7 protein-coding genes, 20 tRNA genes and 2 rRNA genes (1 of these 29 cut by a window edge) are annotated in these 14444 nt (G+C 46.0%); 2 read left to right on the top strand and 27 right to left on the bottom strand.

The genetic code is table 11. From position 1 onward, the window contains the following. Positions 1-465: 465 nt before the first annotated feature. The 5 genes from ACP8HG_RS00150 to ACP8HG_RS00130 all read right to left on the bottom strand — a co-directional run bounded on the left by ACP8HG_RS00150 (position 466) and on the right by ACP8HG_RS00130 (position 6851). The gene (locus tag ACP8HG_RS00150) at positions 466-1911 is read right to left on the bottom strand and encodes an o-succinylbenzoate--CoA ligase (RefSeq protein ID WP_438298616.1); all 1446 of its coding nucleotides are present in this window, start codon (positions 1909-1911) and stop codon (positions 466-468) included. A 196-nt stretch (positions 1912-2107) separates the two neighbouring features. After that, positions 2108-2926 carry a 1,4-dihydroxy-2-naphthoyl-CoA synthase gene (gene menB, locus ACP8HG_RS00145; RefSeq protein WP_067206491.1) on the bottom strand — a complete coding sequence of 273 codons (819 nt, stop codon included), beginning with the start codon at positions 2924-2926 and terminating at the stop codon, positions 2108-2110. Then, on the bottom strand, positions 2923-3768 hold the full coding sequence (gene menH, locus ACP8HG_RS00140) for a 2-succinyl-6-hydroxy-2,4-cyclohexadiene-1-carboxylate synthase (RefSeq protein ID WP_438298007.1): 846 nt from the start codon (positions 3766-3768) through the stop codon (positions 2923-2925). Before menH ends, menB begins: the two co-directional genes overlap by 4 nt. Next, positions 3761-5473: a 2-succinyl-5-enolpyruvyl-6-hydroxy-3-cyclohexene-1-carboxylic-acid synthase gene (gene menD / locus ACP8HG_RS00135; RefSeq protein WP_438298006.1), complete on the bottom strand. Its 1713-nt coding sequence runs from the start codon at positions 5471-5473 to the stop codon at positions 3761-3763. The genes menH and menD overlap by 8 nt, the downstream gene beginning before the upstream one ends. After that, on the bottom strand, positions 5466-6851 hold the full coding sequence (locus ACP8HG_RS00130) for an isochorismate synthase (RefSeq protein WP_438298005.1): 1386 nt from the start codon (positions 6849-6851) through the stop codon (positions 5466-5468). Before ACP8HG_RS00130 ends, menD begins: the two co-directional genes overlap by 8 nt. Before the next feature lie 163 nt (positions 6852-7014). Here ACP8HG_RS00130 and ACP8HG_RS00125 point away from each other — a divergent pair, with 163 nt between their 5' ends. Both ACP8HG_RS00125 and ACP8HG_RS00120 read left to right on the top strand, forming a co-directional pair. Continuing rightward, on the top strand, positions 7015-7926 hold the full coding sequence (locus ACP8HG_RS00125; protein ID WP_187046934.1) for a 1,4-dihydroxy-2-naphthoate polyprenyltransferase: 912 nt from the start codon (positions 7015-7017) through the stop codon (positions 7924-7926). A 184-nt stretch (positions 7927-8110) separates the two neighbouring features. After that, a complete protein-coding gene (locus ACP8HG_RS00120; protein WP_438298004.1) occupies positions 8111-8839 on the top strand; it encodes a TraR/DksA C4-type zinc finger protein in 729 nt (242 codons plus the stop codon). A gap of 857 nt (positions 8840-9696) precedes the next feature. Here ACP8HG_RS00120 and ACP8HG_RS00115 read toward each other — a convergent pair. The 22 genes from ACP8HG_RS00115 to ACP8HG_RS00010 form a co-directional block, all read right to left on the bottom strand. Continuing rightward, a tRNA-Glu gene (locus ACP8HG_RS00115) sits at positions 9697-9768 on the bottom strand. Between the two features lie 10 nt (positions 9769-9778). Then, positions 9779-9869: transfer RNA gene (locus ACP8HG_RS00110), tRNA-Ser, on the bottom strand. Between the two features lie 9 nt (positions 9870-9878). Further along, a tRNA-Asn gene (locus tag ACP8HG_RS00105) sits at positions 9879-9953 on the bottom strand. Position 9954: 1 nt separating this feature from the next. Then, positions 9955-10031: transfer RNA gene (locus ACP8HG_RS00100), tRNA-Ile, on the bottom strand. A 4-nt stretch (positions 10032-10035) separates the two neighbouring features. Next, positions 10036-10109 (bottom strand) — tRNA-Gly (locus ACP8HG_RS00095). Between the two features lie 7 nt (positions 10110-10116). Next, positions 10117-10192 (bottom strand) — tRNA-Phe (locus ACP8HG_RS00090). A 59-nt stretch (positions 10193-10251) separates the two neighbouring features. Continuing rightward, positions 10252-10327: transfer RNA gene (locus ACP8HG_RS00085), tRNA-Asp, on the bottom strand. 3 nt (positions 10328-10330) lie between these two features. After that, positions 10331-10405, bottom strand: a tRNA-Met gene (locus tag ACP8HG_RS00080). A 42-nt stretch (positions 10406-10447) separates the two neighbouring features. Then, positions 10448-10540, bottom strand: a tRNA-Ser gene (locus ACP8HG_RS00075). A gap of 17 nt (positions 10541-10557) precedes the next feature. Further along, positions 10558-10634, bottom strand: a tRNA-Ile gene (locus ACP8HG_RS00070). 7 nt (positions 10635-10641) lie between these two features. Next, a tRNA-Met gene (locus ACP8HG_RS00065) sits at positions 10642-10715 on the bottom strand. A gap of 22 nt (positions 10716-10737) precedes the next feature. After that, positions 10738-10813 (bottom strand) — tRNA-Ala (locus ACP8HG_RS00060). Between the two features lie 81 nt (positions 10814-10894). Beyond that, a tRNA-Pro gene (locus ACP8HG_RS00055) sits at positions 10895-10971 on the bottom strand. 26 nt (positions 10972-10997) lie between these two features. Beyond that, positions 10998-11074, bottom strand: a tRNA-Arg gene (locus ACP8HG_RS00050). 21 nt (positions 11075-11095) lie between these two features. Next, positions 11096-11181, bottom strand: a tRNA-Leu gene (locus tag ACP8HG_RS00045). Positions 11182-11188: 7 nt separating this feature from the next. Beyond that, positions 11189-11263 (bottom strand) — tRNA-Gly (locus ACP8HG_RS00040). Positions 11264-11271: 8 nt separating this feature from the next. After that, positions 11272-11353, bottom strand: a tRNA-Leu gene (locus tag ACP8HG_RS00035). Positions 11354-11383: 30 nt separating this feature from the next. Continuing rightward, positions 11384-11459 (bottom strand) — tRNA-Lys (locus tag ACP8HG_RS00030). 6 nt (positions 11460-11465) lie between these two features. Continuing rightward, a tRNA-Thr gene (locus ACP8HG_RS00025) sits at positions 11466-11541 on the bottom strand. Between the two features lie 24 nt (positions 11542-11565). Continuing rightward, positions 11566-11641, bottom strand: a tRNA-Val gene (locus ACP8HG_RS00020). A gap of 66 nt (positions 11642-11707) precedes the next feature. Then, positions 11708-11823, bottom strand: a 5S ribosomal RNA gene (gene rrf / locus ACP8HG_RS00015). 153 nt (positions 11824-11976) lie between these two features. Beyond that, a 23S ribosomal RNA gene (locus ACP8HG_RS00010) occupies positions 11977-14444 on the bottom strand; it runs 464 nt beyond the window's last position.

The raw sequence follows: 14444 nt of genomic DNA, 5'->3' as shown, positions 1-14444 counted from the left end.
GGAACAGCCTTTTTGTTTTTGCTGTGACAGTTTGGAGTTGCCCTTACAGTTTAATCATTTGACATGACAGTTAGCGCAATTGCCCTTACAGATTGATGACTTGCCATGACAGTCCAGAGTTGCCCTCACAGTTTAATCTGTTGCCAGGACAGTTCAAGCAATTGCCCTTACAGATTGATGACTTGCCATGAAAGTCCAAAGTTGCCCTCACAGTTTAATCTGTTGCCAGGACAGTTAACGCAATTGCCCTTACAGATTGATGACTTGCCGTGACAGTCCAAAGTTGCCCTCACAGTTTAATCTGTTGCCAGGACAGTTCAAGCAATTGTCCTTACAGTTTGAGGAGTTGCCAGGACAGTTCAGAGTTACCCTCACAGTTTAATCTGTTGCCAGGACAGTTCAAGCAATTGTCCTTACAGATTGATGAGTTGCCGTGACAGTTTGACTTTAATTTCGACTTCAACCTTACTCCAAATCCACTGACTCTTTCAATTTTCGACGCAATAACTTATTTGACCCGTTACGCGGCAGTTCATCTACGAAGCGGAATGATTTCGGTACTTTGTAACGCGCCAATCGCTCTTCACAATACGCTATCAAATCAGCTTCTTTCACATTTCCTGACACTACGACAAACGCAACTGGGACACTTCCCCACTCGGAATGTTCTTTCCCGCAAACGCCTACCTCTCGAATATTCGGATGCGCTATCAGTACATTTTCAATTTCAGCAGGGTAAATATTTTCTCCTCCTGAAATGATTAAGTCGGATCTTCTATCGACGATATACAAATAACCTTCCGAATCAAGATAACCGATATCACCTGTTGGAAGCCAGCCATTTTCCAATGGATCCACTTCGGAAAAACGACCAATATATCCAGGTGTCACATGTGAACCGCATATAAATACTTCACCTTTTTCACCTGGCGTTTCTGTATCTTTGATTTTGATTTGATTGAAAAACAATGGTTTGCCTGCTGAACCCATTTTCCTCATTGCATCACTTGCTGCTAAGGTCGCTGTTTGCGAACTAGTTTCTGTCATGCCGTACGTTTGGAGAACAGGAACTTCAAGTACTTTTGCCCGCTTCAAATAATCGATTGGAACGGGGCCACCACCTGCCAGCATTGATTTAAATGATGAATGTGCGACACTATTATCCTTTTCCAGTTCACGCAGAACTTTATCCAATGTAAGAGATACAACAGACATCCGTGTGACGGACCCATCCCTTACCGCAATCGCCGACTTGACCGCATCAAACTTCTCATGCAACTGAACCTCATTTCCGTATAGAACAGAACGAACGAGAATCGAGAACCCGCTAATATGAAATAAAGGCATCGCACAGAGCCAGACATCGTCTTCATCAAGCCCTAAATTTAGAACAGACGACAGTGCACTCGAGACGTGATTACCTGCAGTCTGACGGACCCCCTTCGGAAATCCTGTCGTGCCCGATGTATACATAATCGTAATGGTTCTGTCTGATTGCCAACTTTCCTGGATGACAAAAGCCTGTTCCGCACTTTCTTTGATCGTAGAAAATAGTAGCTGACGTACCGGCGTATCGGCAACAACACTACTCAGTTCATTCGACACAATTACCGTATTGGCGCCTGAATCATCCAATTGATATGCGATTTCTTTTTTCGACAACCGACTGTTTAGCATAACAATCTCAAGGCCGGCCAGCATACATGCATGAATGATGACTACCATTTCAGAATTGGAGGACCCAAGCAAGGCGATCCGTTCCCCTTCATTTAAACTGTTAGCCCTCAATTTTCGTGCAAGAACCACAGCATCATCTTTTAACTGTGCGAATGTCCACTTTTCCTCTTCGAACGATAAAGCTATTTTATCAGGCGTTAAATAAGCCCGTTGCATTAACCAATTTGGAATCATGCCATCACCATCCATTCAGAAAAAGCTGCCCGATTAGAGGCAGCTTTCTTAGTTTTTATCCAGTTTGATTACTGTCTAGGCTTCAGGCGCCAGCCCCTTGAGTCGCTTCAGTCTTGCTGAAAAGGCAAAGTACGCCTTTATCTTCAAGACTTCCAGCGCTTGTCGGGGCTAAACGGCGCCTTACGCTTTTCTTTAATCAAGGAAAACGTGGGAATTGTCCGAAGTCCGGTTTGCGTTTTTCTTTGAATGCATCGCGGCCTTCTTTCGCTTCGTCTGTTGTGTAATAAAGAAGTGTTGCGTCGCCAGCCAATTGTTGAAGACCAGCAAGTCCGTCCGTATCCGCATTCATAGCCGCTTTCACGAAACGAAGTGCCGTAGGGCTCATGCCAAGCATCTCTTCACACCATTGGACCGTCTCGTCTTCCAGTTGTTCATAAGGAACTACTGTATTGACTAGACCCATGTCGAGTGCTTCCTGTGCGTTGTATTGACGGCAAAGGAACCAGATTTCGCGCGCTTTTTTATGGCCAATGATTCGTGCCAAGTAGCCCGAACCGTAACCTGCGTCGAATGAACCAACTTTAGGTCCTGTTTGTCCGAAAACTGCATTTTCTGCTGCAATCGTCAAATCACAAACGACATGAAGAACATGTCCGCCGCCGATTGCATATCCTGCAACCATTGCCACAACCGGTTTTGGAATAACACGGATTAGACGCTGTAAGTCCAAGACGTTGAGACGTGGAATTTCGTCGTCTCCTACATAACCGCCATGCCCTCGTACGGATTGGTCTCCGCCTGAACAGAATGCTTTCTCGCCTTCGCCTGTTAAGACGATGACTCCAATGCTTTGGTCGTCCCGTGCGCGTGAAAATGCGTCGATTAACTCCGATACCGTTTTAGGACGGAATGCATTGCGCACTTCCGGACGGTTGATTGTTACTTTTGCAATCCCGCCATACTGTTCGTATTTGATGTCTTCGTATGTACGTATCGTTTCCCATTGACGTGTCATAGTGATCCTCCTCGATTTTTCAACTCTGAAATATGCTCCTCTATCATTGTAGCAAATGTAGCCGGTTTTTCCACATGAATTGCATGTCCAGCATGTTCTATCGTTTCGTGGCGGACATTAGGGAAATCCCTCTGCATTTCCCGGGAAATATTTACGAACTTCGTGTCGAGTTTTCCCGTTATGAGCAAAACCGGAAGATTGACTGTTCCTATGCTCTCCCAATAAGAAGCTTGGCTACCTGTTCCAATACCACGTAAGCTGTTCGCAAGGCCTATTTCACTCTGACTAAGCCGTTCATTCCTCACTGCCAGCTGCTTTTCTTCCGACAAAGTCTTCTGAGACGCGAACAAGGGAATATTTCCCCAGAAATCGATGAATGCCGGCAATCCGTCCCTTGTGATTCTGTCTGCCAGCCGCCTGTCAGCTGCTTGTCGTTCTTCTCTTTCCACTTCCGTCTTCAATCCTGGAGAAGAACTCTCGAGAATCAATGACGAGACCCGCATTGGATGTCGCACCGTATAAGCCAGTGCAATACGTCCCCCCATTGAATAGCCAACTAAGATGAATTGATCAAGAGAAAGCTCAGTAAACAGTTCCTCAAGGTCCTCTACTTGCTGATCCATAGAGTAGCGGCCAATGTCTTCCGGAATAGTCGATTTGCCGTGTCCCGTCAAATCGACAGCTATTGTCTGGTAGTTACCTTTTAGCAACTTTGTAATTTCACGCCATGATGTGGTGCTCCCCGTAAAACCATGTAGAAATACGATGACAGGTAGATTTTCTCCACCTTGGATTTCCACATGCATATTAATTTCACGTATACGAATAGTCTTTTCATTCATTACGATCAAGCCTGTCCGTGATTTGCTTCCATAGGTCTCGGTGCGCTTTCACATTCGCTTGACGATTCGTGAACACTTCGATAATACGCACTGGTTTTTCCTTCGCTTTATCGAGCTCCATTCCGAACTCTTCTGGCGTGTGGATTGCCGCATACTGCGCATCATACATCGCAGCAATGTGGCCGAATGTTAAGCCTGTTGGTGTGCCAAACAGCTCTTCGAAATGATTACCTGCATCAGCTTGCGGAAGGTACGAGAATATTCCACCCCCATCGTTATTAATAATGACAATGGTTAAATCTGCCTCGTGGAAACGAGTAACAATTAATCCGTTGACATCATGCAAGAACGATAAATCGCCAATTAACAGCCATGTTGGACGCTTTCTTGCCGCCTGGATACCGAATGCTGTCGATACAACACCATCGATACCATTCGTCCCGCGATTCGCAAAAATTGTAATATCCTTATCCGTCTTCCTGAAGAACGTGTCTACATCACGGATTGGCATGCTGCTGCCACTTACGAGGTCGCTCTCTGTGGGAAGGTGCTCAAATAATGTTTTTGCAAATATCCCTTCATCGCCAGCAACACCCTCATACTTATTTGTAATCGCTGATGCCGCCTCATTCGCCATCGTCCACAACTCTGTATAAGATGTCTTCGGTTTATCCACAATAATTTTCATGACTGTTTCGGATGAAGTCTGGATATGATGCGTAACGACACCGAGCGAATCCCTAAATTCCGGCGATTCATCCACCGCTATAACTGTAGCTGGTCTTACTTTTTTCAAGTAAAGCGAAAGCGGCTTCGCTACTGGCTGTGCACCAAAACGAATGACAGTATCAGGTACGACTTTCTCTTTGAATGCATCACTTTTTAATAGCGCATCATAATGATCAATACAGAGCGCTATGCATTGTTCAGGTACTTCCGTGCGAAGATTTGATAGCGGATCGCATAATACTGGCCATTCCAGTGCTTTGGCAAAGTTCCAAAATGCTGCTTTATCGAACCCTATCGGCATTTCACCAGCAATGATGAAGCCTTTTTCCGACGTTGCAAGCAACTGTGAAATTTGTTGGGCAGTAGATGCATCCAAACTGTCTACACTTTTAAATCGTTTTTTGAAAGTCATTTTCGGCGTTTCCCGATCAAAATCGATCAGAAGTGGTTCCCGGAACGGCACATTTAAGTGAACGGGTCCGCGTGGAACTGTAGTCGCAACTGACAGTGCACGGCTAATATGGCGATCAATAAAGTCTTCGATATCCGGATTGTTTTCAGCAAGTGGGAAATCTACACTATATTTCACATGCTTACCATACATTCGAATTTGATCGATTGCCTGTGGCGCACCGACTTCCCTTAATTCATGCGGACGGTCAGCCGTGATAACAATAAGAGGAATACGCGCATAATACGCTTCTGTTATAGCAGGATGATAATTCGATGCTGCAGTACCTGACGTACAGAGAAGGACGACAGGATTACCGGATGCCTTCGCCAAACCTAATGCAAAGTAGGCAGCCGATCGTTCATCAACTTGCATATAGACATCAAGGCCTTTTGTTGAAGCGAAAGCGTAAGCCAGTGGTGTCGAACGAGAGCCTGGACTAATAACTACCGTTTTCACATCAGCCATCATCAAAGCAGCAGTCATTCTACGAACATAATCAGTCAAAACTGTACGGTTATCCATTCAGTTTTCCTCCAAGCGCCCGCATAACCGGTCTGAATTTCACCCATGTTTCATCGTATTCTTTATCTGGTTCAGAGTCTGCCACAATTCCTCCACCTGCGTATAAGTACGCACTATTGCCGTCAAGAAGTGCGGAACGGATTGCAACAGCGAATTCACCATTTCCAGCAGTATCTGTCCAACCAATTGGTCCAGCATAATAACCCCGATCCAAGTTTTCCTCAGAACGAATCATTTCCATCGCTATATCAGTTGGGACACCGCCTAGTGCCGGTGTCGGGTGAAGTGCTTGAACCAAACTAAAAATATCAGTTCCTTGTTCAACTTTTCCTTCAACTGGCGTAAACAAATGCTGAATATCACGGACTTTCATCAGTTTCGGTACTTTCGAAATTTTGATGTCTGTGCAAAATGATTTAAACACTTGTGAAATCATATTAACGACATATTGATGCTCTTCTCGGTTTTTTCTATCTTCAAGAAGTTCATCGCCAAGTTCGCGGTCTTCAGTTGCCGACTTGCCTCGTTTAATGGAACCCGCGACACATGCCGAATACGCACGGCCATTTGATATTTCAATTAAACGTTCAGGTGTAGCACCAAAAAATAATTGGCCGTCTTTTTGCAATCCAAAGTGATAACTTTCCTGCTGTTCATTTGATATATGATGAAGTGCAGTGACAGCCGGCACGTCATCTGCAAAGTTTAGTTTAACCGAACGTGCAATTACTACTTTTTCCGCTTCACCATTGTTAATTTTCTTTGTGACATCTGCAACGGTTTCCAGATAATGTTCTTTCGAAAGTTCCTCTATTGACACAACTTCCGGTTTTGTAAGCAGAGCGGATTCCTCGACTTGCGCGATATGAATTAGACGGTCTCTTTCATCCCTTAACTTCTCAAACTGTTCTGCCCCATCGTTGCTTTTTGTTACGAGGTTAATGGAAATTTCTGTCTTGCCATTCGTAATCGACAACTGGAAAGAAGGTACAACGAAATGGGCCGATGGAAATGCATCCCACTCTGATTGCTTAACACTTTTCGGATCAAACGAGAAACCTCCAAAAAGAACAGGTTCCCGATCATTTTCTTCTTTAATAAGCGCACTACATAATTTTTTCCAACTTGTTGAAATATGTGTGAAACGATCATTCGTTCCATCACTTGTTAATACCGTAGCATGTCCAATACCAACAAGCGTTAAAGTTTTATCTGCATTTTGCCAATAGAAACGTTCATCTTTGTAACACGAATCCCCTGCTTCAAAAAACGCAAGTGGTGAGATTCTCCCCGCATCGACAGTTTCTGTAAAAAAACGCAGCTCATTCTGCCTAACATTTAATTGAGATTCACGGGTAGCGGTCAACTTCCGATTCATTATTTTCCCTCCGTACATTCATTCGACTGATTTAAAACAATACCTATAGTCTATCATACCGAATCAATGTCGTTTCAGCACATAATAAGCAGTCCATATGTTCACTCCACCCATTTTGGAGTACAATAGATAGGGTCATTAAAAGGATAGGGAGAGAGCCAAATTGCAACAGACAATAAAAGCGGATAAAGGCTGGCGTATTTGGTGGCAGCTTACACGTCCACATACACTAACGGCAGCCTTTGCACCTGTATTTCTCGGTACCATGATTGCACTAACTTACGGAAAATTACATTTTCCTTTATTCATCGCCATGCTCGTCGCGAGTGTTTTCATCCAAATGGCAACGAATATGTTCAATGAATATTATGATTTTAAAAGAGGACTTGATACAGAACAGTCCATTGGTATCGGCGGTACAATCGTCCGTAATGGTGTAAAACCAAAAACCGTGTTGAATCTTGCCTTTATGCTTTACGGGATTTCCGTCCTTATTGGTATCTATATATGTATGGAAACCTCATGGATGCTCGCAGTCGTCGGGATCCTGTCAATGATGGTAGGCTACTTTTATACTGGAGGACCGTATCCTATCGCCTACACGCCATTTGGAGAACTGTTTTCCGGTGTTGTCATGGGAATGTTACTTATCCTTATTGCGTTTTATATCCAGACAGAAACAGTAACGACAGAAGCGGTTCTGCTATCTATCCCAAGTATGTTGCTAGTCGCAGGTATTATGCTAGCAAATAATATACGTGATTTAGAAGGCGATAAGGAAGGCGGACGAAAAACACTCGCTATTCTTGTGGGCCGCTACAACGCAATTACAATCCTAATGCTATTTTTCATTATTTCCTATGGCTGGATTATTGCAATGATTCTCTTCGGTCATCTTACTCCATGGGCACTGCTTGTATTTCTTAGTGTCAAAAAGCCGATTGGAGCGATTACTGTGTTCCGAAAAAATCACATCCCAATACATGTGATGCCTGCGATGAAAAACACTGCAGTTACGAACACTTTATTCGGCTTACTATTAGGGATCGGAATACTCATTGGGCATCTGCTCTAACTAATAAAAAAAAGCGTAAAGCCTCGATTTAACTCGAAGCTTTACGCTTTTTCTGATTTATATGTTTAGATGGAACGAAATAAAGGAAAGTTAAGTAACGATAGTCAACAATCTGTACTTTTGTTTATTAAGTACGGTGTGTATGTGCAGACTAATGCCATTACTAAAAAGGACGTGACAAAACTTGTTGAACGATAAACAAAAAGCCACTCTAAAAAAAGAACTATATGAAATGAAGGATCACTTAACAAAAACAGAAGAAGAAACAGATATTAAGGAAAGTGCACAAGAAGCTGCCGGCGAGCTGTCGATGTATGACAATCATCCCGGTGATATGGGTACAGAACTGTTTGAAAGAGAGAAGGACATGGCTTTAAACGTTCATGCCGGCTCTGAATTAGATAAAGTAGAAAGCGCCTTACAAGCGATGGTGGACGGTTCTTACGGGAAATGTGAAGTGTGCCAAAAAGATATACCATTTGGGCGACTTGAAGCAGTTCCTTACACAACTCTTTGCATCGACCATGCGACTGAGCAAGAAATCCCCAATGATCGACCTGTCGAAGAAGATACGCTTACCATGGCCAACCCAAATTCATTTTCCGGAGCGGCCCGGGATGGCGAAGACAGCTTTCAGGAAATCGCAAAATCTGGAACATCAGAAACTCCTTCCGATTTCAGCGGAGATCACGATGACTACAATACGTTATACGACAGCGGAATTTCAGATGGTGCAACCGAAGAATTTGAAGAATTCACAGGAACCGATATAAATGGAAAGTCACGCGGTTTCATCAGGTCCGATGCCTCAGAGAAATATGAAGCGGAACTGGATGATGAAGGAATCGAATCCCCTCTCGGAGATATTCCTTATCATGAAAAAGATAGTTATATAGAGGATCAGAAGAAGTGAAAAGAAACACCATAGGCCATTGCTTATGGTGTTTCTTTTCAGGATATTTTAGCTCACGTATGTTAATTAACCAAAAGTAACCAGTAAATGATTTAATCAAACACTAGGCGCTGCGTGTGCAGTTGCCTTTGAGTTGCTTTAGATAGAACGACCTCTTTACTATTATCGAGATATCTTGATGTGTAGGGATGCGACTTCGTAGCACCCTACACATTTTTCGGGAATCGTTTGGTGGTTATCCATCCGTTGCTCTCCAAAGGCATAAGTACACGAAATGCTAGAGCTTTTTGGGACGAAAGAATAGCGGGGCTTCTTAACTGGATAAAAGCCGCCAAAGATATAATTTTGGCGGCTGAAGTCTTCTACATAGTCTTGTCTTTTTTATTTAAGAATGAAACAGAACTCCTACCAATATCGCTTCGACGCTGGATGGTCTATATGAGAAAGAGCATTTCATTATCTGTGATGAAATCTGCAACCTGGAGTACGTCTTTCTTGAATATAAGCAGTATCAACTAGTAATCACCTTATAATCTCGGCATATACATCTCAAAATCACATTTCTCTCGATAATGAACACCCTAGTGCAGGCGCGGCAAAGGGGTCGCCGAAGCCGTGAGACTGGATGCGAAGCGATATCCAGGCTTACGGTGAAAGGCATCCCCAAAGCGTCAAGCGTTCTACAATCCACACCCCGAATTATAACTCTCTCCTTATTGAGCGCCACAGTAGATTCAATGGGATTCTTTAATTCAACATATATAGTGAGAATTTAAGTGAACTAGAAAACTATATATAAACAAATTAAAAAGTAGCTTTACAAGTTCATTAAGAACTTGTAAAGCTACTTTTATGTATGACCCCTACGGGATTCGAACCCGTGATACCGCCGTGAAAGGGCGGTGTCTTAACCGCTTGACCAAGGGGCCAAATTATATATGGCGGAGAAGGAGGGATTCGAACCCTCGCACCGCTTTCGCGATCTATACCCTTAGCAGGGGCACCTCTTGAGCCGCTTGAGTACTTCCCCATATATAAATGGCTCCGCAGGTAGGACTCGAACCTACGACCGATCGGTTAACAGCCGATTGCTCTACCACTGAGCTACTGCGGAATGGTGGGCCTAAATGGACTCGAACCATCGACCTCACGCTTATCAGGCGTGCGCTCTAACCAGCTGAGCTATAGGCCCTTTTTGGAGCGAGTGAAGGGAATCGAACCCTCATCATCAGCTTGGAAGGCTGAGGTTTTACCACTAAACTACACTCGCATAACAATGGTGGCTCAGGACGGAATCGAACCGCCGACACAAGGATTTTCAGTCCTTTGCTCTACCGACTGAGCTACTGAGCCACGTATTTAGTTTACATTAAGTCGTTAACTTATTCTAAACCTTATAGTATTAATAAAAATGGCGGTCCCGACCGGGATCGAACCGGCGATCTCCTGCGTGACAGGCAGGCATGTTAACCGCTACACCACGGGACCATTTGGTTGCGGGGACAGGATTTGAACCTGTGACCTTCGGGTTATGAGCCCGACGAGATACCACTTCTCCACCCCGCGACAACAATATAAGTACTATTTAATTTCACCACTAGTTAAAAATGGAGGAGGTAGAGGGATTCGAACCCCCGCGGGATTTGACTCCCCTGTCGGTTTTCAAGACCGATCCCTTCAGCCGGGCTTGGGTATACCTCCATGGCTGTATATAATAGTGGTGGACCTTGCAGGACTCGAACCTGCGACCGGACGGTTATGAGCCGTCTGCTCTAACCAACTGAGCTAAAGGTCCTTTAAGATGGCGGCAGAGGGGATCGAACCCCCGACCTCACGGGTATGAACCGTACGCTCTAGCCAGCTGAGCTACGCCGCCAGGATCTTTATTAAAATTGTGTTGGTGGAGCCTAGCGGGATCGAACCGCTGACCTCCTGCGTGCAAGGCAGGCGCTCTCCCAGCTGAGCTAAGGCCCCATTATAGCTGGCAATTATTAAAGCACAAATCTACTTAAAATGGTATATTCTTTAAGCGGCGAATCTGCTTAAAAAGCTTAATGGTCGGGAAGACAGGATTCGAACCTGCGACCCCTTGGTCCCAAACCAAGTGCTCTACCAAGCTGAGCTACGTCCCGAAGAATTATAAAGTTTAAAAACATAATGGTGCGCCCGGCAGAAGTCGAATCCACAACCTCCTGATCCGTAGTCAGGTGCTCTATCCAATTGAGCTACGAGCGCATATAAGTGAAAAGTTATTAATGCCGAGAACCGGAATCGAACCGGTACGGTAGTCACCTACCGCAGGATTTTAAGTCCTGTGCGTCTGCCAGTTCCGCCACCCCGGCAAAAATATGGAGCGGAAGACGGGATTCGAACCCGCGACCCCGACCTTGGCAAGGTCGTATTCTACCACTGAACTACTTCCGCATTATAAGTGCGGGTAAAGGGAGTCGAACCCCCACGCCCGAAGGCACTAGATCCTAAGTCTAGCGCGTCTGCCAGTTCCGCCATACCCGCAATATAAATTATGACACTAAGTCATAAAAATGGTGAGCCATGCAGGATTCGAACCTGCGACCCTCTGATTAAAAGTCAGATGCTCTACCAACTGAGCTAATGGCTCGAAAAGTGGTGCCGGAGAAAGGACTTGAACCCTCAACCTACTGATTACAAGTCAGTTGCTCTACCAGTTGAGCTACTCCGGCTAATAGTTTTCATTATAAATAAAATGGTGGAGGATGACGGGCTCGAACCGCCGACCCCCTGCTTGTAAGGCAGGTGCTCTCCCAGCTGAGCTAATCCTCCTGGGTATAAGTGCGACAAACTTCAGTTGTTCGTCCTATTCATAAACCTATGTAATAATTGTTACAAGACCGGCGACGTCCTACTCTCACAGGGGGAAACCCCCAACTACCATCGGCGCTGAAGAGCTTAACTTCCGTGTTCGGGATGGGAACGGGTGTGACCTCTTCGCAATCGTCACCAGACTTGTATGATCTTTTCTCAAAGACAATAATTATTATAACATATCATCTAATTAATTGCAAGTACTTTTTTTATGAACGGTACTTATTCGCTCAAAACTGAATAAAACAGACATTGTGCTACACAGAATCAGGGTAATCAAGCCCTTTTCAAAATTGGTTAAGTCCTCGATCGATTAGTATCCGTCAGCTCCACACGTCGCCGTGCTTCCACCCCAGACCTATCAACCTCATCTTCTTTGAGGGATCTTACTTACTTGCGTAATGGGAAATCTCATCTCGAGGGGGGCTTCATGCTTAGATGCTTTCAGCATTTATCCCGTCCATACATAGCTACCCAGCGATGCCTTTGGCAAGACAACTGGTACACCAGAGGTATGTCCATCCCGGTCCTCTCGTACTAAGGACAGCTCCTCTCAAATTTCCTGCGCCCGCGACGGATAGGGACCGAACTGTCTCACGACGTTCTGAACCCAGCTCGCGTACCGCTTTAATGGGCGAACAGCCCAACCCTTGGGACCGACTACAGCCCCAGGATGCGATGAGCCGACATCGAGGTGCCAAACCTCCCCGTCGATGTGGACTCTTGGGGGAGATAAGCCTGTTATCCCCGGGGTAGCTTTTATCCGTTGAGCGATGGCCCTTCCATGCGGAACCACCGGATCACTAAGCCCGTCTTTCGACCCTGCTCGACTTGTAGGTCTCGCAGTCAAGCTCCCTTATGCCTTTGCACTCTACGAATGATGTCCAACCATTCTGAGGGAACCTTTGGGCGCCTCCGTTACTCTTTAGGAGGCGACCGCCCCAGTCAAACTGCCCGCCTGACACTGTCTCCTGCCCCGATAAGGGGCATGGGTTAGAAGTCCAATACAGCCAGGGTAGTATCCCACCAACGCCTCATCCGAAGCTAGCGCTCCGGAATCCAAGGCTCCTACCTATCCTGTACAGGCTGCACCGGAATTCAATATCAGGTTACAGTAAAGCTCCACGGGGTCTTTCCGTCCTGTCGCGGGTAACCTGCATCTTCACAGGTATTATAATTTCACCGAGTCTCTCGTTGAGACAGTGCCCAGATCGTTACGCCTTTCGTGCGGGTCGGAACTTACCCGACAAGGAATTTCGCTACCTTAGGACCGTTATAGTTACGGCCGCCGTTTACTGGGGCTTCAATTCGAAGCTTCGCTTGCGCTGACCTCTCCTCTTAACCTTCCAGCACCGGGCAGGCGTCAGCCCCTATACTTCACCTTGCGGTTTTGCAGAGACCTGTGTTTTTGCTAAACAGTCGCCTGGGCCTATTCACTGCGGCTCTCTCGGGCTTTAACACCCTACCAGAGCACCCCTTCTCCCGAAGTTACGGGGTCATTTTGCCGAGTTCCTTAACGAGAGTTCTCTCGATCACCTTAGGATTCTCTCCTCGCCTACCTGTGTCGGTTTGCGGTACAGGCACCTCCCGCCTCGCTAGAGGCTTTTCTTGGCAGCGTGAAATCAGGGACTCAGGGATAAATCCCCTTGCTGTAACAGCTCAATGTTATAGGAACGGGATTTGCCTCATTCCACACCTCACTGCTTAGACGCGCATAACCAACAGCGCGCTCACCCTATCCTACTGCGTCACCCCATTGCTCAAACGGCGGGGAGGTGGTACAGGAATATCAACCTGTTGTCCATCGTCTACGCCTTTCGGCCTCAACTTAGGTCCTGACTAACCCTGAGCGGACGAGCCTTCCTCAGGAAACCTTGGGCATTCGGTGGAAGGGATTCTCACCCTTCTTTCGCTACTCATACCGGCATTCTCACTTCCAAGCGCTCCACCAGTCCTTACGGTCTAGCTTCGACGCCCTTGGAACGCTCTCCTACCACTGACATCTAAGATGTCAATCCACAGTTTCGGTGATTCGTTTAGCCCCGGTACATTTTCGGCGCAGCGCCACTCGACCAGTGAGCTATTACGCACTCTTTAAATGATGGCTGCTTCTAAGCCAACATCCTGGTTGTCTGGGCAACGCCACATCCTTTTCCACTTAACGAATACTTGGGGACCTTAACTGGTGGTCTGGGCTGTTTCCCTCTCGACTACGGATCTTATCACCCGCAGTCTGACTCCCAAACATAAATCATCGGCATTCGGAGTTTGTCTGAATTCGGTAACCCGGGATGGGCCCCTAGTCCAAACAGTGCTCTACCTCCGAGATTCTTAAGTTTGAGGCTAGCCCTAAAGCTATTTCGGAGAGAACCAGCTATCTCCAGGTTCGATTGGAATTTCACCGCTACCCACACCTCATCCCCGCACTTTTCAACGTACGTGGGTTCGGGCCTCCAGTAAGTGTTACCTTACCTTCACCCTGGACATGGGTAGATCACCTGGTTTCGGGTCTACGACCCCATACTCTATCGCCCTATTCAGACTCGCTTTCGCTGCGGCTCCGCATTCACTGCTTAACCTTGCATGGAATCGTAACTCGCCGGTTCATTCTACAAAAGGCACGCCATCACCCATTAACGGGCTCTGACAACTTGTAGGCACATGGTTTCAGGATCTATTTCACTCCCCTTCCGGGGTGCTTTTCACCTTTCCCTCACGGTACTGGTTCACTATCGGTCACTAGGGAGTATTTAGCCTTGGG

It is taken from the genome of Sporosarcina sp. FA15, assembly GCF_051550195.1.
Taxonomy (GTDB): domain Bacteria; phylum Bacillota; class Bacilli; order Bacillales_A; family Planococcaceae; genus Sporosarcina; species Sporosarcina psychrophila.
This window is presented reverse-complemented; position numbering and strand designations above follow the sequence as displayed.

Coding starts and splice junctions, on each gene's coding strand:
- menD (WP_438298006.1), bottom strand. CDS start 5,473: ATGGATAACCGTACAGTTTTGACTGATTATGTTCGTAGAATGACTGCT.
- menB (WP_067206491.1), bottom strand. CDS start 2,926: ATGACACGTCAATGGGAAACGATACGTACATACGAAGACATCAAATAC.
- menH (WP_438298007.1), bottom strand. CDS start 3,768: ATGAATGAAAAGACTATTCGTATACGTGAAATTAATATGCATGTGGAA.
- ACP8HG_RS00130 (WP_438298005.1), bottom strand. CDS start 6,851: ATGAATCGGAAGTTGACCGCTACCCGTGAATCTCAATTAAATGTTAGG.
- ACP8HG_RS00150 (WP_438298616.1), bottom strand. CDS start 1,911: ATGATTCCAAATTGGTTAATGCAACGGGCTTATTTAACGCCTGATAAA.